Source organism: Streptomyces sp. NPDC111628 (assembly GCF_055635195.1).
The window spans coordinates 1,118,043-1,138,787 of sequence record NZ_JBVKBZ010000003.1 but is presented as its reverse complement, the minus strand read 5'-3'; the positions used below and the strand labels follow the sequence as shown (position 1 = coordinate 1,138,787).

Genomic DNA, 20,745 nt, shown 5'->3' with positions numbered 1-20,745 from the left:
TTTTCACAGCGAGTTGGGTCGCCGGAGGTGTGAACGGGTGGTGGAGATGCGCATCATCTTGGCATGAACCTGCGGTCCGAGGGGCGGGCCGCATCCTCATGGAGGTGTGGGCATGCACCGCAGACTCGCCACCGGACTCACCGCCGCGACCCTGGCCGTGACCACCGTCGTCGCCACCGCCGCGGCCGCCGACGCCGCTCCCGCCGACAAGGCACAGGTCCTCGCGAGCTGGACGCAGACCAGCGCGTCCAGCTACCACGCCTGGACCGCCGCACGGGCGAACAAGTCCGCCTGGTCCGCCTACGGTTTCGACTGGACCACCGACTACTGCTCCTCCTCGCCGGACAACCCGTTCGGCTTCCCCTTCAGCACCTCCTGCGCACGGCACGACTTCGGCTACCGCAACTACAAGGACGCGGGCACCTTCAGCGCCAACAAGTCCCGTCTGGACAGCGCCTTCTACGAGGACCTCAAGCGGGTCTGCGCCGGTTACGGCGGCGCCACCAAGACCGCCTGCAACAGCACCGCCTGGACGTACTACCAGGCCGTGAAGGTGTTCGGCTGACGAACCCGGGCAGGCGCCGCCGCCGCCAGCGCGGCCGCGGCACTGGCGATGCCCAGGACGGCGCCCGCGGCGACGTCACCGGGATAGTGCACGCCGGTGTGGACCCGGGAGTAGCCGACGGCGCCCGCCAGCGCGCCGAGCGGTACGGCGGCCTCGGGCAGGACGACGCCCACGGCCGTGGCGAACGCGACCGCCGCGGCCGTGTGCCCCGAGGGGAACGACGCAGACGCGGGCATGGGGACGTACCGGTCCACCGTCACCCGCGCCGCCTCCCGGTCCGGGCGCGCCCGGTGCACCAGACGCTTGCCCAGCAGGTTCGTCGAGGCCGACGCCACGGCGACCGCCCCGATGCCGACCAGGGCCGCCCGCCGCGCCCGCGCACCGCTCAGCGCGAGCGCGGCGGCGATCCCCAGCGAGACCTTCGAATGGTCCGCGGCGTGGGACAGGCGCCGCAGCGCCCGGTCGAGCGTGGGCGTGGACGTGGCGGCCACCGCCGCGTACAGCGCGCCGTCCACGGCCCGCAGATCCCCGAGTACGGCGGTGAGGGCCGGCTTGCGCGCGGACCCCGGGCCGGGAGGCGGCCCGAGCGGGCCACGGGTGCCGCCGTCGGCGTCGGTCGGTTCGGTCGGTTCGGTCATGGGCTCCTGCTCCGCGGGGAGACGGGACCTCAGCCATCCTGGTCGTCCGCGGATCCGGCGGCGCGTGGGCGGGGCCCGTCCGGGGGACGGCGGGAAGGGAGGCGGGCCCGGTCCGGGCGGTGCGGCTCGGCCGGGTCCACGCACCGCCGGGCCGCCGGCCGACCCTCGTGGAGTCGGCCGGCGGTCCGGGACGGCGGCGGTGGGTCAGTCCGCGGCCTTGAAACCGCGCAGGCGCAGGCTGTTGCCGACGACGAAGACCGAGGAGAAGGCCATGGCGGCTCCGGCGATCATCGGGTTGAGGAGTCCGGCGGCGGCGAGTGGCAGGGCGGCGACGTTGTAGGCGAAGGCCCAGAACAGGTTGGACTTGATGGTGCCGAGTGTCCTGCGGGCCAGCCGGATGGCGTCGGCGGCGGCGCGCAGGTCGCCGCGGACGAGGGTGAGGTCGCCCGCTTCGATGGCGGCGTCGGTGCCGGTGCCCATGGCGAGGCCCAGGTCGGCCTGGGCGAGTGCGGCGGCGTCGTTGACCCCGTCGCCGACCATCGCCACCGAACGCCCTTCGCCCTGGAGGCGCTTGACGACGGCGACCTTGTCCTCGGGCATGACCTCGGCGATCACGTGCTCGGGAGCGATGCCGACCTCGCGGGCGACGGAGGCGGCCACCGCCTCGTTGTCCCCGGTCAGCAGTACCGGCGTCAGGCCCAGGGCACGCAGCCGGGTGATCGCCTCGGGGCTGGTCCTCTTGACCGCGTCGGCGACCTCCAGGACCGCCCGGGCCTCGCCGTCCCAGGCCACGGCGATCGCGGTACGGCCGTCCCGCTCCGCCTCGGCCTTGGTCCGGGCCAGACCGGCGGGCAGTTCCATGGCCCACTCGGCGAGCAGCTTCTCGCGGCCGACCAGGACCGCGTGGCCCTCGACGACGCCCTGCACGCCGAGACCGGGCACGTTGGCGAAGTCCTCGGGGGTGGGCAGGGCGCCGACCCGTTCGGTGGCGCCCGCGGCCACCGCCTGCGCGATCGGGTGCTCCGAGGCGTGCTCCAGCGCCCCGGCCAGCCGCAGCACCTCCGCCTCGTCGGTGCCGTCGGCGGTGTGCACGGCGAGCAGGGTCATGCGGCCGGTGGTGACGGTGCCGGTCTTGTCCAGGACGATGGTGTCGACCCTGCGGGTGGACTCCAGGACCTCGGGGCCCTTGATGAGGATGCCGAGCTGGGCGCCTCGGCCGGTGCCGACCATCAGCGCGGTCGGGGTGGCGAGGCCCAGCGCGCAGGGGCAGGCGATGATCAGGACGGCGACGGCGGCGGTGAACGCGGCGGCCGGTCCGGAGCCGTTGCCGAGCCAGAAGCCGAGGGTGGCCAGCGCGAGGGCGATCACGACGGGAACGAAGACACCGGAGATGCGGTCGGCGAGCCGCTGGGCGGCGGCCTTGCCGTTCTGCGCGTCCTCCACCAGCCTGGCCATCCGCGCCAGCTGGGTGTCCGCGCCGACGCGCGTGGCCTCGACCACCAGCCGGCCGCCCGCGTTCACGGTCGCCCCGGTGACTCCATCGCCCACGCCGGTCTCGACCGGCACCGACTCGCCGGTGAGCATCGACGCGTCGACCGCGGAGGTGCCCTCGACGACCGTGCCGTCGGTCGCGATCTTCTCGCCGGGGCGGACCAGGAAGCGGTCGCCGACCCTCAGGTCCCCCACCGGGATCTGCTCCTCACGGCCGCCCCGCACGACCGTGACGTCCTTGGCGCCCAGCTCCAGCAGCGCCTTCAGCGCGGCACCGGCCTTGCGCTTGGACCGCGCCTCGAAGTAGCGCCCGGCGAGGATGAAGGCGGTCACGCCCGCCGCGGCCTCCAGGTAGATGTTTCCGGAGCCGTCGCCGCGGGCGACGGTCAGCTCGAAGGGGTGGGTCATGCCGGGCGTGCCCGCGGTGCCGAGGAACAGCGCCCACAGCGACCACAGGAACGCCGCCGACGTGCCGACCGAGATCAGGGTGTCCATGGTGGCCGCGCCGTGCCGGGCGTTGGTGAACGCCGCCCTGTGGAAGGGCCAGGCCGCGTACGTCACCACGGGCGCCGCCAGTGTCAGCGACAGCCACTGCCAGTACTCGAACTGCAGCGCGGGCACCATCGCCATCGCGATCACCGGGACCGCCAGCACCACCGACGTCACCAGCCGTTCCCGCAGCGGCCGCAACTCGTCGACGCTCTCGGCGCCCCCCGGCCCGGGCCCGGCATCGGCACGCACCGGTTCGGGCTCGCGGGCGGTGTACCCGGTCGCCTCGACGGTGGCGATCAGGTCCGGGACGGACACGTCCCCGGCATGGCTGACCTTCGCCTTCTCCGTCGCGTAGTTGACGGTCGCGGTGACCCCCTCCATCCGGTTGAGCTTCTTCTCGATCCGGGCGGCGCACGAGGCACAGGTCATGCCGCCGATGGCGAGTTCCACCTCGGCTGGTGCGCTGGTCGTACTGGTGGTCATGGCTGCTCCTGATGCGGGGTCGTCGGCCGGGACCCGGCGTCGCGGGTCCCGGCGGTGCGGCGGGGGAGTGCGGGCCGGGTCAGACGCGGCCGGTCAGCTCGTACCCGGCCTCGTCGACCACTTCGGCGATCGCGGCGTCGTCCGGCTCGGCGTCGGCAGTGACGGTGACCCGGCCGGTGTCGAGCCGGACATCGACACCGATGACACCGTCCAGCTCGCCGATGACCCGGGTGAGCGTCGCGCTGCAGTGACCGCAGCTCATGCCGGCGACGGCGTAGGAGGTGGTGACGGGGGCGGTGACGTTCGAGGGCATTGCTTCCTCCGGAGGTGTGGTCACGCATAGGGGGCGGGGGTATGCGCCCCGGCCAGTCCATGTATACCCCTAGGGGGTACCCAAAGCAAGCGTCCCCATCGCTTGAATTTGTACCCCCCGGGGGTATCGTGAAGTGCATGAAGAGGGCTCCGAGTGAGCCGGAGCCCCGGATCCGAGGAGACCACCGTCATGCACACCGGACTGAGGATCACCGCGTTCGCCGCCGCACTGGCCGCCACCTTCGGCACCGCCTACGGCGTCGGCACGGGGATGGACCCGATCGTCGCGGACGGCGCCGCGCCCGCGCCCCATGACGAGCACGGCGAACCGGACGGGCCGCGTGAACCGATGCCTCGGCCGAAGGAGGGCGGCGGCCACGGGGGTCACGAGAGCACCCCGCCCGGCGGCCTGCAGATCTCCGATGGCGGCTACACCCTCGACCTCGCCACTTCGCGCGTCACCGCCGGTCGGCGCACCGAGCTGCGCTTCACGGTCCGGGACGCGAGCGGCGCGGCCGTGACCGCGTACCAGCGCGAGCACGACAAGGAACTCCACCTCGTCCTGGCCTCACGCGACCTGGTCACCTACCGCCACCTGCACCCCACCCGTGCCGCCGACGGCACCTGGAGCACCCCCGTCGACCTGCCCGCCGCGGGCGGCTACCGCGTCTTCGCCGACTTCACCCCGGCCGGCGAGGATACGGAGAACCTCACCCTCGGCGCCGACCTGGCCGCCTCCGGCCGATACGAGCCCGCACGGCTCCCGGCCCCGAACGGCACCGCCCGGACCGACGGCTACGAGGTCGAACTCGACGGTTCCCTGCGCCCCGGCAAGGCAAGCGAGCTGAAGCTGAAGGTGTCCCGCGACGGCGAACCCGTGGGCGACCTCCAGCCCTACCTGGGCGCCTACGGCCACCTCGTCGCCCTGCGCTCCGGCGACCTCGCCTACCTCCACGTCCACCCGAACGGCGAACCCGGCGACGGCACCACCAGGCCGGGCCCGGAGATCTCCTTCACCGCCACCGCGCCCAGCGACGGCGCCTACCGTCTCTTCCTGGACTTCCGGCACCGGGGCGAGGTCCACACCGTGGCGTTCACCGTGCGCGCCGGATCGGCGACGGGCGCGACGACCGGCGCGACGACCGACGCGACGACGGAGGCCGACCCGAGCGCCACGCCGGAACACACCGACGGCCACGGGCACTGACCGGCACCACCACCAGGGCCGGGCGCACCTCCGGGGCCGGGCGCACCTCCGGGGCCCCTCAGGCCGTGACGACCCGGACCCCCGCCTCCTCGAACCGCCCCACCAGCTCCGGGTCGGCCGCGCCGTCCGTCACCAGCGTGTCCACCGACTCGGTCGCGCAGATCCGGGCGAACGCCCGCCGGCCCAGCTTGCTGGAGTCGGCGGCCACGACGACCCGCTCGGCGCGCTCGCACAGCAGCCGGTTGATCGCGGCCTCGGCCTCGTCGTGAGCCGCGGCACCGTGCGCGACGTCGAAGGCGACGACGCCGAGGACCGCCACGTCGAGGGTCACCTGCCCCAGCACGCCGTCCGCGAGCGGCCCGATCAGCTCGTACGACTGCGCCCGGGCCACCCCGCCGGTCACCACGATCTTGAACTGCGGGCGAACGGCCAGTTCGTTGGCGATGTTGAGCGCGTTGGTCACCACGGTCAGCGCGGGGGTGCCGGAGGCCAGGTCGGCGCGCACGGCCAGGGCGCGGGCCACCTCCGTGGTGGTCGTGCCCCCGGTCAGACCCACCGCCTCGCCGGGCGCCACCAGGGCGGCGACCGCCTGCGCGACGCGCTGCTTCTCCGAGGCGCGGCGGGCGGTCTTGTAACGCAGCGGCAGTTCGTACGACACCCCGTGCACCACCGCGCCACCGCGCGTGCGCACCAGCATCTGCTGCTCGGCGAGCCGGTCGAAGTCGCGGCGGATCGTCGCGGCCGAGACCTCCAGCTCGGTCGCCGCCTCCTCGACGTCCAGCCGGCCGCGCTCGACGAGCAGTTCCAGCAGTGCCTTCCAGCGGGCGTCGCGCGACATCCGCGCCTCCGTTCCTCGATCCCCGCCGACCCTAGCGCACGCACTCTTCCCCAGATTGCTTGATTGTGCTCGAAAGATCGCTATACCTTGCAGGAACAATCAATCCGTATTCGGGGAGTGTGCGGCATGACGTATGTCGAGGACGAGCTCAACAGCCAGCCCGCGTGCTGGACGCGCGCCGCGGCCGAGGCGGCGCGCCACACGGCGGCACTGCCGGCGGCGGGGGAGCGGGTGGCGGTCGTCGGCTGCGGCACCTCGTACTTCATGGCGCAGTCGGCGGCGGCGCTGCGCGAGGACGCGGGCCAGGGCGAGACGGACGCGTTCGCCGCCTCCGAGTTCCCGCGCGGGCGGACGTACGACCGGGTCGTGGCCCTCACCCGCTCCGGCACCACCACCGAGGTACTGGAGCTGCTCACGGAGCTGAAGGGCCGCACCCGCACCGTCGCGCTCACCGCCGACCCGGCCACGCCGGTCATGACCGCCGCCGACGACGTCGTCGTCCTCGACTTCGCCGACGAACGGTCCGTCGTACAGACGCGGTTCGCGACCACCGCGCTCACCCTGCTCCGCGCCCACCTGGGCCTGCACACCGAGGCCGTCGTCGCCGACGCCCGCGCCGCGCTCGCCGCCGAGCTGCCCGAAGGACTCGTCGAGCGCACCCAGTTCACCTTCCTCGGCCGGGGCTGGACCGTCGGACTGGCCAACGAGGCCGGCCTGAAGATGCGCGAGGCATCCCTGTCCTGGACCGAGGCCTACCCGGCGATGGAGTACCGGCACGGCCCCATCAGCATCAGCACCGCGGGCACGGCGACCTGGATGTTCGGCGAGGCACCCGCCGGGCTGGCCGAGCAGGTCCGCGACACCGGCGCGCTGTGGGTGCCCGGCGAGCTGGACCCGCTGGCCGAACTGGTGCGTGCCCAGCGGCTCGCCGTCGCCGTCGCCGCCGCGCGCGGCCTCGACCCGGACCGCCCGCGCCACCTGACCCGCTCGGTCGTCCTCGCCCCCTGACGCCCGCCCCCGACGCCCGGGAAGGACCCGACCGTGCCCTTCGCCACCACCGGCGACCTGATCGGCCGTGCCGCGGCGGAGCGCTCCGCCGTCGCCGCCTTCAACGTCATCACCCTCGAACACGTCGAGGCCGTAGTCGCGGGCGCCGAATCCGTACGCAGGCCCGTCCTCCTCCAGGTCAGCGAGAACGCCGTGAAGTACCGCCACGGCCGCCTGCTGCCCCTGGCCCGCGCCGCCGTCGCCGCCGCCGAGGCCGCCGCCGTGCCCGTCGCCCTGCACCTCGACCACGTGCAGAGCGACGGCCTGCTGCGGCAGGCGCCGGACGCCGGGTTCAGCTCCGTCATGTACGACGCCGCCCGGCTGCCGTACGCCGAGAACCTGGCGGCGACCCGGGCCGCCGCCGACTGGGCGCACTCCCAAGGGCTGTGGATCGAGGCCGAGTTGGGAGAGGTCGGCGGCAAGGACGGTGCGCCGCCGCTCGACGCCCACGCCCCCGGCGCCCGCACCGACCCCGCCGAGGCGCGTGCCTTCGTCGCCGCCTGTGGCGTGGACGCCCTGGCCGTCGCCGTCGGCAGCTCGCACGCGATGACCACGCGCACCGCGGTCCTCGACCACGACCTGCTCAGGGAGCTGTCCGGCGCCCTGGACGTCCCCCTCGTCCTGCACGGCTCCTCCGGCGTCCCGGACGGCGAACTCGCCGCGGCCGTCGCGGGCGGCATCGCCAAGGTCAACGTCGGCACCGCGCTCAACATGGCCATGACGGGCGCGATCCGGGAGCATCTCGCGACCCGTCCCGAGGCGGTCGACTCGCGCGGCTACCTCACCGCGGGGAGGGAGGCCATGGTCCGGACGGTGGCGACGCTGATCCAGGTGGTGGCCCGCACCGCGCCCGTACCCCCTCCTCCCGCTATTCCTTGACCGCCTTCAGCACCACGAACTTCCGGTCGCCCGCCACCAGCCGGCTGTTGCCGAACAGGCGTCGCAGCTTGACGTGATAGCCCAGGTGCCGGTTGCCGACCACCCACAGTTCGCCGCCGGGGCGCAGCACCCGCCGCGCCCCGGTGAACATCCGCCACGCCGTGGCATCGGTCGTCGCCTGGTGGGAGTGGAACGGCGGGTTGTTCAGCACCAGGTCGACACTTCCGTCCGGCACCCCGTCCAGCCCGTCGCCGACCCGGAACTCCGCCCGGCCCGCGACCTCGTTCGCCCGGTACGTCGCCCGGGCCGAGGCCACCGCCTGGAACGACTCGTCGGTGAACAGCAGCTCCGCGTCGGGATCGGCCAGCGCCACCGCCGTACCGACCACACCGTTGCCGCAGCCCAGGTCCACCACCCGCCGGAAGCGCCCGGGATCCGGCAGATGCCGGAGGAAGAAGCGGGTGCCGATGTCGAGCCGGTCGGCGCAGAAGACACCGGCGTGGTTGACGACGGGCCTGCCGGAGAGGAGCGGTCCGACGTCGTCGGGGAGCCGGTAGCCGAGCGGCCAGGGGTTGGCCGGCTGCTTCAGCGCGGGATCGGGCTCCGCGAAGATCAGCCGGGCCTTCTTCACGGCCAGAGACGTCCGGGTCGGGCCGACGATCCGCTCGAACAGCCGGAGCGTCGAGGTGTGGATCTCCTTCACCATCCCGGTGCCGACCACGACCGTGCCCGCGTGCAGCGCGGGCGCCAGCCGCAGCAGCTGGTCCTCCAGCAGGGCGAGGCTCTTCGGCACCCGCACCAGCAGCACGTCGACGCGGTCCGGCGGCGGGTCCTGCGTGGTGAGCAGGCGCACCGAGCCCGGCTCTACACCGCTCCGCTCCAGATTGCCCCGCGTCGCCTGCCGCGCCAGGTGGGAGTCGGTGATCTGCACCGGACGGTGCGCCGCCAGCGCCGTCACCAGCGCTCCCCACCGGTCGCCGACCACCACGACCGTGCCGGACAGGGGGACCTCCCGCTCCGCGAGGTGCCCCAGCAGGTACTCGTCGGAGGCGTCCCAGGCGCGGAGCCGGTCGTGCGGGTCCTCGGGGAAGCGGGACAGCACGCGCTCGCCCCACGGAGTCGCCATGCGGTCGTCGCGCTCGCTGCGGTGATTCGTGCTGCGGTCGTTCGTGCTGCGGTCGTTCATCGTGTGTCCAGGCTAGCCGAGCCGCAGCTCAGCGCCGGTCGCACCCGGGGAGCGGGGCGCGGAGGCAGGATGGGGACATGGACGCCGAGCTGTTCCCCAGGACCCGCGCCGAGACCGCACCCGGTGCCGTCCACGTGCCGGACTGGCTGGCCCCGGAACGGCAGCGCGAGCTGCTGGACGCCTGCCGCGCGTGGGCCCGCCCGCCGGCCGGACTTCGCACGGTTCGCACACCCGGCGGCGGCACCATGACCGCCCGGCAGGTCTGCCTCGGCCGGCACTGGTACCCGTACGGCTACGCCGCCACCGCCGTCGACGGCGACGGCGCCCCGGTCAAGCCCTTCCCGGCCCGGCTCGACGACCTCGCCCGCCGCGCGGTGACCGACGCGCTCGGCGCCGAGGCGGTGGCACCGGCGCCGTACGACATCGCGCTGATCAACTTCTACGACGCCGACGCCCGCATGGGCATGCACCGCGACGCCGACGAGCGCTCCGACGCCCCCGTGGTCTCCCTGAGCCTCGGCGACACCTGCGTCTTCCGCTTCGGCAACCCGGAGACCCGCACCCGCCCCTATACGGACACCGAGCTGCGCAGCGGCGACCTGTTCGTCTTCGGTGGTCCCTCGCGGCTCGCCCACCACGGGGTGCCGAGGGTGCACCCGGGCACCGCGCCGCCCGAGTTGGGGCTCGCCGGGCGGCTGAACATCACGCTCCGGGTCAGTGGCTTCTAGGCACCCCGTGCGGACGGATCATGGGAGACTCCCCCTCATGAGCGGCAAGGCGGACCCCCGGACGGCGGGGGAAGGGACCACCTCGAGGACGCGGCTGGACCGGGGGCGCGGTGCGCTCGGACCCGCGTTGGAGCTCGTGCACACCGGACGTGCCCCCACCCGGGCCGTCCTCACCGCCGAACTGGGCGTGACCCGGGCCACGGCGGGCGCGGTCGCCGCCGAACTGGAGGCGCTCGGCCTGATCCGGGTGGACGCCAGGCCCGGCGCGGCGGCCGGTTCCCAGGGCCGCCCCTCGCACCGTCTCTCGGTCGCCGAGGACGGGCCCGTCGCCCTCGCCGCCCAGATCCACGCCGACGGTTTCCGGGCGGCCCTGGTCGGCCTCGGGGGCCGGATCGTCGCGACCGCGCCCGGCTGCGAGGTCGTCGACGCCGACCCGGCGAAGGTGCTGGGCTCCGTCGTCGAGGCGGGCGCGGAGCTGCTGCGGGAGACCGGGCGGCGCTGCGTCGGCGCCGGGCTCGCCGTGCCGTCCGCCGTCGCGGAACCGGAGGGCCTGGCCCTGAACCCGCTGCATCTGGCCTGGCCGGCCGGCGCACCCGTGCGGGAGATCTTCGCGCAGCAGGTGCGCGCCGCGGGAATCGAGGGCCCCGCCTTCACCGGCAACGACGTCAACCTCGCCGCCCTCGCGGAGCACCGCCACGGTGCCGGACGCGGCGCCCGCGACCTGCTGTGCGTGGCCACCGGCCACCGCGGGGTCGGCGGCGCCCTGGTCCTGGACGGCCGCCTGCACACCGGCAGCTCCGGACTCGCCCTGGAGGTCGGCCACCTCGCCGTCAACCCGGAGGGCCGCCCCTGCCACTGCGGCAGCCGCGGCTGCCTCGACGTGGAGACCGACCCGCTGGCCTTCCTCACGGCGGCCGGACGCGAACCGGGACCCGAGGTGTCCCTGCTCCAGCAGTCCTACGACCTGATCCGCGACCACTACGCCGACCCGGCCGTCCGCACCGCCACCGAGACCCTCCTCGACCGCCTCGGCCTGGGACTGGCGGGCCTGGTGAACATCCTCAACCCGGACCGCATCATCCTCGGCGGACTCCACCGGGCGCTCCTCGACGCCGACCCCGAGCGTCTGCGCGCGGTCGTCGCGGGGCGCAGCCTGTGGGGCCAGAGCGGCGGGGTGCCGATCCTGCCCTGCGGTCTCGACCACAACAGCCTGGTCGGCGCGGCCGAGTTGGCCTGGCAGCCGGTCCTGGACGACCCGCTCGGCGTGCCGGCGTAGGCCTCCGGACCGGCCCGCGACTCAGGGCGCGGGCCGGTCCCCGCCGCTCGGGGCGTGGCTGAGGTCGATGACGCAGAAGATGTTGTCGTCCGGGTCGGCCAGAACGACGAAGTCGGGGTCGGGCGGGTACAGGTCCCACTCGACGGCCCGCGCGCCGAGGCCGATCAGCCGCCGCACCTCCGCCTGCTGCTCCTCGGCCGAGTCCGTGAACAGGTCGAGGTGGAGCCGGGGCCGGGGCTCGGGCGGCGAGTCACTGCGCAGGAGACCGAGGGCCCGCCCGGAGCCGTCCGCGTACTCCAGCGTGCGCCAGGTCCCGCTCTGCCACTCCTCCGCGGCCACCAGCGGCAGCGCGGCCGTCCAGAACGCCACCGCGCGGGGGAGGTCCGTGACACCGACGACGGGGATTCCGAGTCTCAGCATGGTCCCGACCCTACGTACTGCGCCAGCCCGTTGCCCAGCGACCAGTCCGCGGAGGTGTTCTCGGTCAGGGTGACGAAGACGTTGCGGGGGTCGGTCCCCGCGTACTCCTCGGCGAGTCGGGCGATCCGGCCGTACAGCGCCTCCTTCTGCCCGGTCGTCCTCCCTGCCCGCAGCGTGATCGCCACGAAGACGATGCCCTCGTCCCGGTGCACCCCGAGGTAGTCGTCGTAGCGCAGGGTGCTGCCGGCAGGGTCGTGGGCGGTCAGGACCTGGAAGCGGTCGTCGGGCGGAATGCCGAGGGTTTCCACCAGGGCGTCGTGGACGGCCCGCCCGAGCGCGTCGAGCCGGTCGTCGTCGGTGCCGCCGCCGTGGGCGTCGATGCGGACGAAGGGCATGGGGGATCTCCCGTCGGGTGGGGGCCGGTTGCGTGGACGGACCTCAGCGCCATTCGACGGCGAACGCCCGCGCCGGGTTCTCGGTCAGGACCCGCCGCACCAGCTCCTCGCCCACGGCGAGCGCCAGCCGGGGAGCCACCCGGCGCAGCAGGTACGGCATCCCGTGACCGCCGTCGACCGAGCGGGCGGACGCGGTCGTCGTGTCGCCGCCGAGCAGCAGCCGGTCGCCGAAACCCGCCTCGGCGAGGTCCCGCACGGCGTCCGGCATCCGCCAGTCGGTGGGGTGGTGGGCCCGCGACGGCCCGTCGAAGGCCAGCCAGCAGCCCGACGCGGCGGCCTGCCGGTGGGCCACGGGGTCGGGGGACCGGTTGAGGTGACCGAGGACCACCCGGTCCGCCGGCACTCCCAACTCGCCGCACAGCAGGTCCAGCACGTCCAGGGCGCCGGTGCCCAGCTCCAGGTGCACGGCGATCGGCGCCCCCGTCGCGTGGTGTGCCTCGGCCGCCGCCGACATGCTCCACCGCGCGTGCGCGTCGAGCGCGTGGAAGCCGCCCGCCACCTTGATCAGCCCGGCGCGGACGCCCGACGTCCCGATGCCCCGGGTCAGTTCGGCCACGAAGACGTCGGCAGCCCGGCCCCGCAGCGCGGCGAGTGTGTCCTGGTCGTAGTGGACGTCCTGGTGCAGTCCCGTGGCGGCCACCACGTGGACGCCGGTCTCCCGGGACAGGAGCGGCAGATCGGCGGCCCGCCGGCCCAGTCCGTACGGCGTCCACTGCACCACCGCGCCGCCGCCCCGCTCCCGGAAGGCGGCCAGCTCCGCCCGTGCCGCCGAGGCGTCGCGCAGTTCCTCGCCGGGCAGCCGGGGGCTGGCGAAGAACAGGTGGTCGTGGGCGTCGCACACCCCCAAGTCCCCGCCGGGCACGTCCCCGAGAACCGTGCGGACGGCGCTCACCACTGGCGCCCCCTCGACAGCAGGGCCCGCCCCGGCGCGGACAGGTGCAGCACCTGGAAGACCTCGCCCTCCACCCCGTCGGGCGCGTCGCCCGCGTACAGCGAGAAGCGCACCAGCTCCCAGCGCCCGGTGTCCACGACCGCCGCCGCGAGCAGCGCCCCGCCCGAGGCCGCCAGCCGCCCGGTCTCCCGCACCGCATCCGCCGCCACCTCCGACAGCGGCACTCCCTCCGGCACCCGGTGCCGCCGCAGGACCGCGTGCCGCGCGAGGCTGCCGGCGGCGCCGCCCTCCTCGTAGGCCAGGCCCGTCCACTGCCGGACCGCGGGCCGGCCGAAGTCGTCGGTGGGCCGCTGGAAGGCGCCTTCCCAGAGGAAGGAGTTCATGCCCTCCACGGTGTTCCACAGGTAGAACGGCGCGTACTGGTTGACCGGCGAACCGTCCTTGCCCCGCTCGCGGATCAGATACGCCTTGAGCCCGAGACCGGGCCAGTCGTCCAGCAGGTGCCCGGTGCGGGCCACGCGCTCCCTGATGACGTCCATCGGATAGTCGGCGGGCAGGGTGAAGGCGTACTGCATGGCATGCATCGGATGTCCCCTCAGTTCCTGTGGGTCGCGCGTCAGTTCTTGTGGTTCGCAAGCAGCGAGAGCAGGCCCCGGACGCCCGCGTCGAAGGCGGCGGGGGAGCCGGACGCGCGGGCCAGGACGTAGCCTCCCTGCACGGTCGCGACGACGGCCGCCGCGATCTCCTCGCCGTCCAGCCAGGGCGCGAACTCGCCCTGTTCCCGCCCCTCCTCCACCAACTGGGCGATCTGCTCGCGCAGCCAGTCGAGGGTCTCGTCCACCGGGGCGCGCAGGGCGTCGTCGGCGATCACGTCCGGGTCCATCGTCAGACGCCCGACCGGGCATCCGCGCAGCACGTCTCGCTCGCGCCGCAGATACGCCTCGATGCGCTCGTACGGCGTCCCCGGACCGGCGAGCACGGCCCCGGCCGCGGCCCGCATCTCCTCGGCGGTGCGCCGGATCGCGGCGAGCGCGAGGTCGGGCTTGCCCCTGAAGTGGTGGTACATGCTTCCCTGCCCGGCCTCGGCCCGCTCCAGGATCGCCTTGGGGCTGGTGCCCACGTACCCGCGCTCCCACAGCAGCTCGCGGGTGGACTCGATCAGTCGTTCCGAGGTGCTCATACACGCACTGTACATACTAGTAGTTACAGACGTCGAGTGAGTGTCCGGAGACCGGGGAAGCAGACGCGGGCCGCCGGAGTACTCCCCGCGTCGTACCCGTACTGCCGCTGGCCGTACGACGACCCGGGCCCCCTCCCGGGGCGAGGCTCGGAAGCGACACAAGGGACATCGCGACCGAGGAGTTGGACGACATGGAGACCCTGGCACAGTTCGGCGACGGCGGGCCCGGCCCGTGGATCCTGCTCTTCCCGTTGATCTGGGCGCTGGTCATCGGCGGCGGCATCACCCTGCTGCGCCGCACGGTGTGGCGCGGGCGCCGCGGACCCGGGCGGCCGAGGACCGTCGAGGACAACTCGCCCATCACCGTGCTCGGCCACCGCTTCGCCTCCGGCGAGATCGACGAGGACGAGTACTGGCGCCGGCTGTCCGTGCTGGACGAGCAGTTCGGCCGGACCGGCAAGGGCGGTGCGGCATGACCACGACGACCGTCACCCGGGCCGCCGCCCGGGTCGTGGACGCCGTGAAGGTGTACGGCGGTGGCGACACCGCCGTACGCGCCCTCGACGGCGTCAGCGTCGACTTCCCGGCCGGCCGCTTCACCGCCATCATGGGGCCCTCCGGTTCCGGCAAGTCCACCCTCATGCACTGCGCCGCGGGCCTCGACACGCTCACCTCGGGCACCGCCCGCATCGGCGACACCGACCTGAGCACCCTCGACGACCGCCGGCTCACCCTGCTGCGCCGCGACCGCGTCGGCTTCGTGTTCCAGGCCTTCAACCTGGTGCCCACGCTGACCGTCGCCGAGAACATCACCCTCCCCCTCGACCTCGCCGGCCGCCGGGGCGACACCGAATGGGTCGACGCGCTGACCGACGTCGTCGGACTGCGCGACCGCCTCCACCACCGGCCCGCCGAACTCTCCGGCGGACAGCAGCAGCGCGTCGCCGTGGCCCGCGCCTTCGCCGGACAGCCGGACGTGGTCTTCGCCGACGAGCCCACCGGCAACCTCGACTCCCGCTCCGGCGGCGAGGTGCTGGGCCTGCTCGGCCGCACCGTCCGGCAGACCGGCCGCACGGTCGTCATGGTCACCCACGACCCCGTCGCCGCCGCGCACGCGGACGAGGTCGTCTTCCTCGCCGACGGACGCCTGGTCGACCGCATGGACGCGCCGACCGCCGACAAGGTCCTGGACCGGATGAAAGCCTTCGAGGTGCCGTCATGAACGCCTCCGTCCCCGTCCGGCTGAGCGTCTCGTCGCTCAGGGCCCACAAGCGCCGCTTCGCCGGGACGTTCCTCGCCGTGGTCCTCGGCGTCGCCTTCCTGGCCGGCACCCTGGTCATGGGCGACACGCTCCGCGCGAGCTTCGACACCATGTTCGGCAACGCCGCCGGCGGCACCGACGCCGTGGTGCGCAGCGCCGACGCCATCACCACACCGGGCGAGAGCCAGGGCGTACGGCAGCCGGTCGGCACCGACCTGGTGCGGACCGTCGAGCGGGTGCCCGGCGTCGCGGCGGCCGCGCCCAGCATCCAGGGCGCGGGCCAGCTCGTCGGCGCGAACGGCGACCCGATCGGCGGCCAGGGCCCGCCCACCCTGGCCGGCAACTGGATCACCGACACCGAGCTGAACCCGTACCGCCTCGCCGAGGGCCGCGCCCCGCAGCAGTCCGGCGAGGTCGTCGTCAACCGCGGCGCCGCCGAGAAGGGCGGCCTGGCGATCGGCGACACCACCACCCTGCGCACCCCCGACCCCGTCCGGGTCACGATCGTCGGTCTCGCCACCTTCGGCGGCGAGGACGGCATGGCCCAGGTGACCTTCACCGGCATGACCCGGGCCGACGCCGAGAAGTACCTCACGGCACGGCCCGGCGAGGCGGCGAGCATCCAGGTGCGGGCCGGGCCGGGCGTCGGCCAGCAGGAACTCGCCGACCGGCTCACCCCCGTACTGCCCGACGGCGTCGAGGCCATCACGGGGCAGGAGTCGGCGGCGGAGAACACCGACATGATCTCCAGCCAGTTCCTGAGCCTCTTCACGACCTTCCTGCTCGTCTTCTCCGGCATCGCCCTGCTGGTCGCGACCTTCTCGATCCACAACACCTTCGCCATCGTGGTCGCCCAGCGCACCCGCGAGAACGCCCTGCTGCGCGCCCTCGGCGCCTCCCGCCGCCAGGTCACCGCCGCCACCCTCGTCGAGGCGGCCGTCGTGGCCGTGACCGCGTCCGCCGCCGGGCTCGCGGGCGGCATCGGCATCGCGGCCGGACTCCAGGCCCTCTTCCCGGCGATCGGCTTCCCGTTCCCCGAGGGCGCCCTGGTGATCAGCGCGCTGTCGCTGCTGCTCCCGCTCGCCGTCGGCGTCGTGGTCTGCCTCTGCTCCGCCCTGCTGCCCGCGGCCCGGGCCGGCCGCACCGCACCCCTGGCCGCGCTGCGCGAGACGGCCGTCGACACCTCCGGCGCCTCCCGCGCGCGGGCGGTCACCGGCACGGCGCTGCTCGCGCTCGCCCTCGCGGTCACACTCGTCGGCGTCCTGCTCTCGCCGTCGGTGTGGCTGGCGGGACTGGGCGCCGTCCTCGCCCTGGCCTCCTTCGTGGTGCTCGGCCCGGTCGCCTCCGCCACCGCCGTACGCGTCCTCGGAGCCCCGCTGGACCGGCTGCGCGGCGTCACCGGCGTCCTCGCCCGGCGCAACGCCCTGCGCAGCCCCAAGCGCACGGCGGCCACCGCCGGGGCGCTGATGATCGGTGTGGCGGTCGTGTCGCTGTTCACGGTCTTCGGCGCCTCGCTCAAGGCGACCATGGACCAGACCGTCTCCCGGTCCTTCGCGGGCGACGTCGCCGTCAGCGCGCCGTCCTTCGGCGCGGGCGGCAGCGGCCTCAGCCCGCGACTGGCCGGCGCGGTCCAGAAGCTGCCCGAGGTGGACACCGCCGTCGGCCTGGGCCGGGGCGTCGCGGAAGTGGACGGCGAGGGACGGGCGTTGACCGTCACCGACCCGGTCGCCCTGAACCGCACCTTCGACCTGGGCACCGTCCACGGCTCACTGGACGACCTCGGCACCGACGGCATCGCGGTCACCGGGAGCGAGGCGGACAAGCAGGGACTGACCACCGGTGACACCACGCGCCTCACCTTCACCGACGGACGCAGCGGGACCTTCACCGTCCGCGCGGTCTACGGACAGTCCGAACTCGCCGGCGACTACGTCATCACCCGCGCGGCCTGGGCCCCGCACCGCACCCAGGACTCCGACACCCTGGTCGCCGTCGCCTTCAAGGACGGCGTGAGCGCGGAGGCGGGCAAGACAGCGGTCGAGAAGGTCGCCGGCCAGTACGGCAACCCTGAGGTGCAGACCCGTGACGAGTACGCCGAGTCCTCGGCGGGCGGCATCGACATGATGCTGACCCTCGTCTACGCGCTGCTCGCCCTCGCGGTGCTCATCGCCCTGCTCGGCATCGCCAACACCCTCACCCTGGCGGTCCACGAGCGCACCCGCGAACTCGGCCTGCTGCGCGCCGTCGGGCAGACCCGGGCCCAGCTGCGGGCCATGGTCCGCTGGGAGTCCGTCCTGGTCGCCGCCTTCGGCACGGTCGGCGGGCTCGGCCTCGGCGCCTTCCTCGGCTGGGTCCTGGTGGCGGCCTCCGACGGTGCCTCGGACAGCGCCTTCGCCTTCGCCGTGCCGCCCGCGCAGCTCGCGGTGGTGGCCCTGGTCGGTCTCGCGGCCGGTGCCCTGGCGGGCCTGCGCCCGGCCCGGCGGGCATCCCGCCTGGACGTACTGCGCGCCGTCGCCACGGAGTAGCCCGCGCCGGTCCGTTGACCCCCCGGCGAACCCCGCCGCCGGTGCGGCACCCGCCCTTCACCTCACGGCGAGTGCCGCACCGGCGCGGGGAGCCGGGCCGTGAGCAGGACCACGCCGGACGCCGACGGACCCCAGTCCCGCGCCGGCCGCTCACTGGCCGACAAGGCGGGCTCAGCAAGAGGGGATGCGTCCATCTCGACCGGGCCCGCCGCCGCTTGCGGCCGCGGGCCACTGCTAGCCCCCGTACCGCGTCCTTCCGGACGGCCGACGCGCCGTCAGGGCCCTTACCGACCCCGCCGGTCGTCAACCGCCGGAGACGCAAACCCGCGTTCCGGGCGTCGCCGGAACCGTGACGCACGGCCCGCGGCAGCGGACGGTCACCGCCCGGTCAGCCGGCAACGGCCGACCGGGCGGGAGCGGGTTGGGGGCTGCCGAGGTCGACCGCGTGCTCGACCTCGGCGAACGCGGCGGCCGGCACCTCCTCGACCAGACGGCGCGGCGGGCGGGCCGACACGGGTGGCGCGGTGACCGGCGTGGCGGTCACGGCCGTCGGGAGCGTGAACCAGACGACCTTGCCGGACTCACCGTCCGGCCGGGCGCCCCAGCTCTCGCTCATCGCGGCCACCATGGCGAGCCCGCGCCCGCACGTGGCAAGGGGCTCGGCGTCGTCCACGACGGGCAGTCGCGCATCGTGGTCGCGCACCGAGACCGTGAGCCGGTCCAGGAGCAGTTCTATCTCCACGGTGCACGTCTTGTCGGGCCGCGCATGCAGATGGACGTTGGTCAGCAACTCCGTCACGCCGAGCACCGCACGGTCGATCAGGAGATCCATATGCCAGTAGCGCAATTGCGCAGATACGATTCTGCGGACCTGGCCGATCCGCGACGGCAGGGCTTGGAGCTCCACCGTGCAGTGTCTGCTTGGGTGAGTGATCACGGCTGCGACTCCCCGACATAGAGGTCCGGAAGAACACGGAGTTCGGATCCAGCGAGCCGCACGTGGCGCACGTCGCCCGCTGTCATGGCCGGCGGGCTGGTTCGCAGCGTTATCGCCGGTAAACCCAGAGTGACGTGAGACCAGCGTGACGCAAGGGGTGAGGCACCGCAAGTTACGGACATCTCTCAGGCGTGGCGTCCGGCCGCCCTGCGCACCGCCTCGATGAAGCGGCGGGCCGCGGGAGGCCCCGGCTCCCCGGGGGCCGGGTCACGCTCGCCGAGAGTCAGCAGGTACCGCTTCCCGTCGAGGTCGGCCAGCGCCCGGTCCTGCGGGGCGAACCACGGGCGGGAGGCGCGCACCGCCTGCACCGGCGCGCTGTCTATCTCACTGCCGTAGCTGGTCAGCAACTCCACGCGGCCACCGCTGATCCGGACTGTCCCGGCCCGGGTGAGTGAACGCAGCCGCTTGCCGATCCGCACCCCCGTGGCCCTGAACTCCGGCTCCGTCATGGCCGTCGCCCCCTCGCGCGCGTCGGTTCCGCCGCTGGCAGTCTGCCCGCAGCACGCTCCGAGCACCAGTACGCGCCGGTCCTTTCCGGAGGCGACCGGAGCACTCGCGTGAATGCGCCCCCCCGTCGCGCCCCCGCCGCGTCGACCCCCGCACCCCAGGGGTGCCTTTGAGGCCCCCAAAGGTGCGTTTATGCAGGTGAGAAGCGTGTGCAAGGTGTTTATGATCCAGGTGTCGGCCGCGCTGTCCGCCGTCGGCGCGCGGCCTAAGGAGCCCCGAAGTGAGCACTGACCGACAGACCGGCACCGGCACCACCCGCGACGTCGACCACAGCGACGCCGCCTACCGTGCCTGGCTGAAAGAGGCCGTCCGCAAGGTCCAGGCCGACGCCAACCGCTCGGCCGACACCCACCTGCTCCTGTTCCCGCTCCCGGAACACTGGGGCATCGACCTGTATCTGAAGGACGAGTCGACCCACCCGACCGGCAGCCTCAAACACCGGCTCGCCCGCTCCCTGTTCCTGTACGGCCTGTGCAACGGCTGGATCCGGCCGGACCGCCCGGTGATCGAGGCGTCCAGCGGCTCGACGGCCGTCTCCGAGGCCTACTTCGCGAGCCTGATCGGCGTCCCCTTCATCGCCGTCATGCCCCGGACGACGAGCACCGAGAAGATCCGGCTGATCGAGTTCCACGGCGGACGGTGCCACTTCGTGGACGACTCCCGGCGGATGTACGAGGAGTCGGCCCGCCTCGCGGCGGAGACCGGCGGCCACTACATGGACCAGTTCACCTACGCCGAACGCGCCACCGACTGGCGCGGCAACAACAACATCGCCGAGTCGATCTTCCGTCAGCTGCGGCTGGAACGGTATCCCGAGCCGTCCTGGATCGTCGCCACGGCCGGCACCGGCGGCACCTCGGCGACCCTCGCCCGCTACGTCCACTACATGCAGTACGACACCCGCGTCTGCGTCGCAGACCCGGACAACTCCTGCTTCTTCGAGGGCTGGACCACCGGCGATCCCGACGTGGCCTGCGACCGCGGCTCCCGCATCGAGGGCATCGGCCGGCCCCGGATGGAACCGAGCTTCGTACCCGGCGCGATCGACCGCATGATGAAGGTGCCGGACGCGGCGAGCGTCGCGGCCGTACGCTCCCTCGAGCGGGCGATCGGCCGCAAGGCGGGCGGCTCCACGGGCACCGGGCTGTGGAGCGCACTGAAGATCGTCGCCGAGATGGTGGCCTCGGGGGAGCGGGGCAGCGTCGTGACACTGCTGTGCGATCCGGGGGACCGGTACCTCGACAAGTACTACTCCGACGCCTGGCTCGCCGACCAGGGCCTCGACATCGAGCCGTACACGGCGGCGATCGAGTCCCTGCTGCGCACCGGCAGCCTGCTCGACTGAGCGGTCGCCGGTCGCCGGTCG

Annotated in this window: 22 protein-coding genes; 10 read left to right on the top strand and 12 right to left on the bottom strand. The window is 73.9% G+C overall.

What is annotated here, in order from left to right; all coding sequences use genetic code 11:
- Positions 1-112: 112 nt before the first annotated feature.
- Positions 113-565 carry a phospholipase gene (locus ACZ7MF_RS20115; protein WP_471478140.1) on the top strand — a complete coding sequence of 151 codons (453 nt, stop codon included), beginning with the start codon at positions 113-115 and terminating at the stop codon, positions 563-565.
- On the opposite strand, the gene ACZ7MF_RS20110 is transcribed toward ACZ7MF_RS20115, so the two are convergent.
- The 3 genes from ACZ7MF_RS20110 to ACZ7MF_RS20100 all read right to left on the bottom strand — a co-directional run bounded on the left by ACZ7MF_RS20110 (position 538) and on the right by ACZ7MF_RS20100 (position 3,982).
- Positions 538-1,203 carry a phosphatase PAP2 family protein gene (locus ACZ7MF_RS20110; RefSeq protein WP_471478139.1) on the bottom strand — a complete coding sequence of 222 codons (666 nt, stop codon included), beginning with the start codon at positions 1,201-1,203 and terminating at the stop codon, positions 538-540. The two genes, ACZ7MF_RS20115 and ACZ7MF_RS20110, sit on opposite strands and share 28 nt — an antisense overlap.
- A gap of 204 nt (positions 1,204-1,407) precedes the next feature.
- Positions 1,408-3,669, bottom strand: a complete 2,262-nt coding sequence (locus tag ACZ7MF_RS20105) for a heavy metal translocating P-type ATPase (protein WP_471478138.1) — start codon at positions 3,667-3,669, stop codon at positions 1,408-1,410.
- 79 nt (positions 3,670-3,748) lie between these two features.
- A complete protein-coding gene (locus tag ACZ7MF_RS20100; protein ID WP_356865800.1) occupies positions 3,749-3,982 on the bottom strand; it encodes a heavy-metal-associated domain-containing protein in 234 nt (77 codons plus the stop codon).
- Positions 3,983-4,171: 189 nt separating this feature from the next.
- On the opposite strand from ACZ7MF_RS20100, the gene ACZ7MF_RS20095 reads away from it, so the two are divergent.
- Positions 4,172-5,188: a hypothetical protein gene (locus tag ACZ7MF_RS20095; protein ID WP_471478137.1), complete on the top strand. Its 1,017-nt coding sequence runs from the start codon at positions 4,172-4,174 to the stop codon at positions 5,186-5,188.
- A gap of 58 nt (positions 5,189-5,246) precedes the next feature.
- Here the strand turns inward: ACZ7MF_RS20095 and ACZ7MF_RS20090 are convergent, their stop codons facing one another.
- On the bottom strand, positions 5,247-6,026 hold the full coding sequence (locus ACZ7MF_RS20090) for a DeoR/GlpR family DNA-binding transcription regulator (RefSeq protein WP_011027539.1): 780 nt from the start codon (positions 6,024-6,026) through the stop codon (positions 5,247-5,249).
- Between the two features lie 126 nt (positions 6,027-6,152).
- Between ACZ7MF_RS20090 and ACZ7MF_RS20085 the strand changes: the two genes are divergently transcribed.
- On the top strand, positions 6,153-7,034 hold the full coding sequence (locus tag ACZ7MF_RS20085; protein ID WP_471478136.1) for an SIS domain-containing protein: 882 nt from the start codon (positions 6,153-6,155) through the stop codon (positions 7,032-7,034).
- Positions 7,035-7,067: 33 nt separating this feature from the next.
- The gene (locus tag ACZ7MF_RS20080; RefSeq protein ID WP_471478135.1) at positions 7,068-7,952 is read left to right on the top strand and encodes a class II fructose-bisphosphate aldolase; all 885 of its coding nucleotides are present in this window, start codon (positions 7,068-7,070) and stop codon (positions 7,950-7,952) included.
- On the opposite strand, the gene ACZ7MF_RS20075 is transcribed toward ACZ7MF_RS20080, so the two are convergent.
- Positions 7,942-9,138: a methyltransferase gene (locus tag ACZ7MF_RS20075; protein ID WP_471478134.1), complete on the bottom strand. Its 1,197-nt coding sequence runs from the start codon at positions 9,136-9,138 to the stop codon at positions 7,942-7,944. The two genes, ACZ7MF_RS20080 and ACZ7MF_RS20075, sit on opposite strands and share 11 nt — an antisense overlap.
- Positions 9,139-9,215: 77 nt before the next feature.
- On the opposite strand from ACZ7MF_RS20075, the gene ACZ7MF_RS20070 reads away from it, so the two are divergent.
- Entirely contained in the window at positions 9,216-9,866 is a 651-nt protein-coding gene (locus ACZ7MF_RS20070) for an alpha-ketoglutarate-dependent dioxygenase AlkB family protein (protein WP_356865789.1), read from the top strand.
- A 37-nt stretch (positions 9,867-9,903) separates the two neighbouring features.
- Positions 9,904-11,142 carry an ROK family protein gene (locus tag ACZ7MF_RS20065; protein WP_471478133.1) on the top strand — a complete coding sequence of 413 codons (1,239 nt, stop codon included), beginning with the start codon at positions 9,904-9,906 and terminating at the stop codon, positions 11,140-11,142.
- 21 nt (positions 11,143-11,163) lie between these two features.
- On the opposite strand, the gene ACZ7MF_RS20060 is transcribed toward ACZ7MF_RS20065, so the two are convergent.
- From ACZ7MF_RS20060 to ACZ7MF_RS20040, 5 genes are read right to left on the bottom strand one after another with little or no spacing between them, the layout of a single operon-like run.
- Positions 11,164-11,562 (bottom strand): VOC family protein, encoded by a 399-nt coding sequence (locus tag ACZ7MF_RS20060; protein WP_471478132.1) that lies wholly within the window; start codon positions 11,560-11,562, stop codon positions 11,164-11,166.
- Positions 11,556-11,957, bottom strand: a complete 402-nt coding sequence (locus ACZ7MF_RS20055) for a tautomerase family protein (RefSeq protein ID WP_471478131.1) — start codon at positions 11,955-11,957, stop codon at positions 11,556-11,558. Before ACZ7MF_RS20055 ends, ACZ7MF_RS20060 begins: the two co-directional genes overlap by 7 nt.
- A 43-nt stretch (positions 11,958-12,000) precedes the next feature.
- Positions 12,001-12,909, bottom strand: coding sequence for a phosphotriesterase family protein (locus ACZ7MF_RS20050; RefSeq protein WP_471478130.1), 909 nt, complete (start codon positions 12,907-12,909; stop codon positions 12,001-12,003).
- Positions 12,906-13,493 (bottom strand): DUF4865 family protein, encoded by a 588-nt coding sequence (locus tag ACZ7MF_RS20045; RefSeq protein ID WP_471478129.1) that lies wholly within the window; start codon positions 13,491-13,493, stop codon positions 12,906-12,908. The genes ACZ7MF_RS20050 and ACZ7MF_RS20045 overlap by 4 nt, the downstream gene beginning before the upstream one ends.
- Positions 13,494-13,525: 32 nt before the next feature.
- The gene (locus ACZ7MF_RS20040) at positions 13,526-14,089 is read right to left on the bottom strand and encodes a TetR/AcrR family transcriptional regulator (RefSeq protein WP_471478128.1); all 564 of its coding nucleotides are present in this window, start codon (positions 14,087-14,089) and stop codon (positions 13,526-13,528) included.
- Between the two features lie 191 nt (positions 14,090-14,280).
- Between ACZ7MF_RS20040 and ACZ7MF_RS20035 the strand changes: the two genes are divergently transcribed.
- The 3 genes from ACZ7MF_RS20035 to ACZ7MF_RS20025 are packed head-to-tail and all read left to right on the top strand — an operon-like array spanning position 14,281 to position 17,875.
- Positions 14,281-14,565 (top strand): SHOCT domain-containing protein, encoded by a 285-nt coding sequence (locus ACZ7MF_RS20035; protein ID WP_356865775.1) that lies wholly within the window; start codon positions 14,281-14,283, stop codon positions 14,563-14,565.
- Positions 14,562-15,311, top strand: coding sequence for an ABC transporter ATP-binding protein (locus tag ACZ7MF_RS20030; RefSeq protein WP_471478127.1), 750 nt, complete (start codon positions 14,562-14,564; stop codon positions 15,309-15,311). The genes ACZ7MF_RS20035 and ACZ7MF_RS20030 overlap by 4 nt, the downstream gene beginning before the upstream one ends.
- Positions 15,308-17,875: an ABC transporter permease gene (locus ACZ7MF_RS20025; protein WP_471478126.1), complete on the top strand. Its 2,568-nt coding sequence runs from the start codon at positions 15,308-15,310 to the stop codon at positions 17,873-17,875. Before ACZ7MF_RS20030 ends, ACZ7MF_RS20025 begins: the two co-directional genes overlap by 4 nt.
- Before the next feature lie 388 nt (positions 17,876-18,263).
- Here the strand turns inward: ACZ7MF_RS20025 and ACZ7MF_RS20020 are convergent, their stop codons facing one another.
- Positions 18,264-18,812 (bottom strand): ATP-binding protein, encoded by a 549-nt coding sequence (locus ACZ7MF_RS20020; protein WP_471478125.1) that lies wholly within the window; start codon positions 18,810-18,812, stop codon positions 18,264-18,266.
- 185 nt (positions 18,813-18,997) lie between these two features.
- Positions 18,998-19,321, bottom strand: coding sequence for a hypothetical protein (locus ACZ7MF_RS20015; protein WP_471478124.1), 324 nt, complete (start codon positions 19,319-19,321; stop codon positions 18,998-19,000).
- Positions 19,322-19,599: 278 nt separating this feature from the next.
- On the opposite strand from ACZ7MF_RS20015, the gene ACZ7MF_RS20010 reads away from it, so the two are divergent.
- On the top strand, positions 19,600-20,724 hold the full coding sequence (locus tag ACZ7MF_RS20010; protein WP_471478123.1) for a PLP-dependent cysteine synthase family protein: 1,125 nt from the start codon (positions 19,600-19,602) through the stop codon (positions 20,722-20,724).
- The last annotated feature ends 21 nt before the right edge of the window (positions 20,725-20,745 follow it).

Excerpts from the sequence above, each read along its gene's own strand:
- ACZ7MF_RS20115 (WP_471478140.1), top strand. The coding sequence starts at position 113 with ATGCACCGCAGACTCGCCACCGGACTCACCGCCGCGACCCTGGCCGTG.
- ACZ7MF_RS20110 (WP_471478139.1), bottom strand. The coding sequence starts at position 1,203 with ATGACCGAACCGACCGAACCGACCGACGCCGACGGCGGCACCCGTGGC.
- ACZ7MF_RS20105 (WP_471478138.1), bottom strand. The coding sequence starts at position 3,669 with ATGACCACCAGTACGACCAGCGCACCAGCCGAGGTGGAACTCGCCATC.
- ACZ7MF_RS20100 (WP_356865800.1), bottom strand. The coding sequence starts at position 3,982 with ATGCCCTCGAACGTCACCGCCCCCGTCACCACCTCCTACGCCGTCGCC.
- ACZ7MF_RS20095 (WP_471478137.1), top strand. The coding sequence starts at position 4,172 with ATGCACACCGGACTGAGGATCACCGCGTTCGCCGCCGCACTGGCCGCC.
- ACZ7MF_RS20090 (WP_011027539.1), bottom strand. The coding sequence starts at position 6,026 with ATGTCGCGCGACGCCCGCTGGAAGGCACTGCTGGAACTGCTCGTCGAG.
- ACZ7MF_RS20085 (WP_471478136.1), top strand. The coding sequence starts at position 6,153 with ATGACGTATGTCGAGGACGAGCTCAACAGCCAGCCCGCGTGCTGGACG.
- ACZ7MF_RS20075 (WP_471478134.1), bottom strand. The coding sequence starts at position 9,138 with ATGAACGACCGCAGCACGAACGACCGCAGCACGAATCACCGCAGCGAG.
- ACZ7MF_RS20070 (WP_356865789.1), top strand. The coding sequence starts at position 9,216 with ATGGACGCCGAGCTGTTCCCCAGGACCCGCGCCGAGACCGCACCCGGT.
- ACZ7MF_RS20065 (WP_471478133.1), top strand. The coding sequence starts at position 9,904 with ATGAGCGGCAAGGCGGACCCCCGGACGGCGGGGGAAGGGACCACCTCG.
- ACZ7MF_RS20060 (WP_471478132.1), bottom strand. The coding sequence starts at position 11,562 with ATGCTGAGACTCGGAATCCCCGTCGTCGGTGTCACGGACCTCCCCCGC.
- ACZ7MF_RS20055 (WP_471478131.1), bottom strand. The coding sequence starts at position 11,957 with ATGCCCTTCGTCCGCATCGACGCCCACGGCGGCGGCACCGACGACGAC.
- ACZ7MF_RS20045 (WP_471478129.1), bottom strand. The coding sequence starts at position 13,493 with ATGCATGCCATGCAGTACGCCTTCACCCTGCCCGCCGACTATCCGATG.
- ACZ7MF_RS20040 (WP_471478128.1), bottom strand. The coding sequence starts at position 14,089 with ATGAGCACCTCGGAACGACTGATCGAGTCCACCCGCGAGCTGCTGTGG.
- ACZ7MF_RS20035 (WP_356865775.1), top strand. The coding sequence starts at position 14,281 with ATGGAGACCCTGGCACAGTTCGGCGACGGCGGGCCCGGCCCGTGGATC.
- ACZ7MF_RS20030 (WP_471478127.1), top strand. The coding sequence starts at position 14,562 with ATGACCACGACGACCGTCACCCGGGCCGCCGCCCGGGTCGTGGACGCC.
- ACZ7MF_RS20025 (WP_471478126.1), top strand. The coding sequence starts at position 15,308 with ATGAACGCCTCCGTCCCCGTCCGGCTGAGCGTCTCGTCGCTCAGGGCC.
- ACZ7MF_RS20015 (WP_471478124.1), bottom strand. The coding sequence starts at position 19,321 with ATGACGGAGCCGGAGTTCAGGGCCACGGGGGTGCGGATCGGCAAGCGG.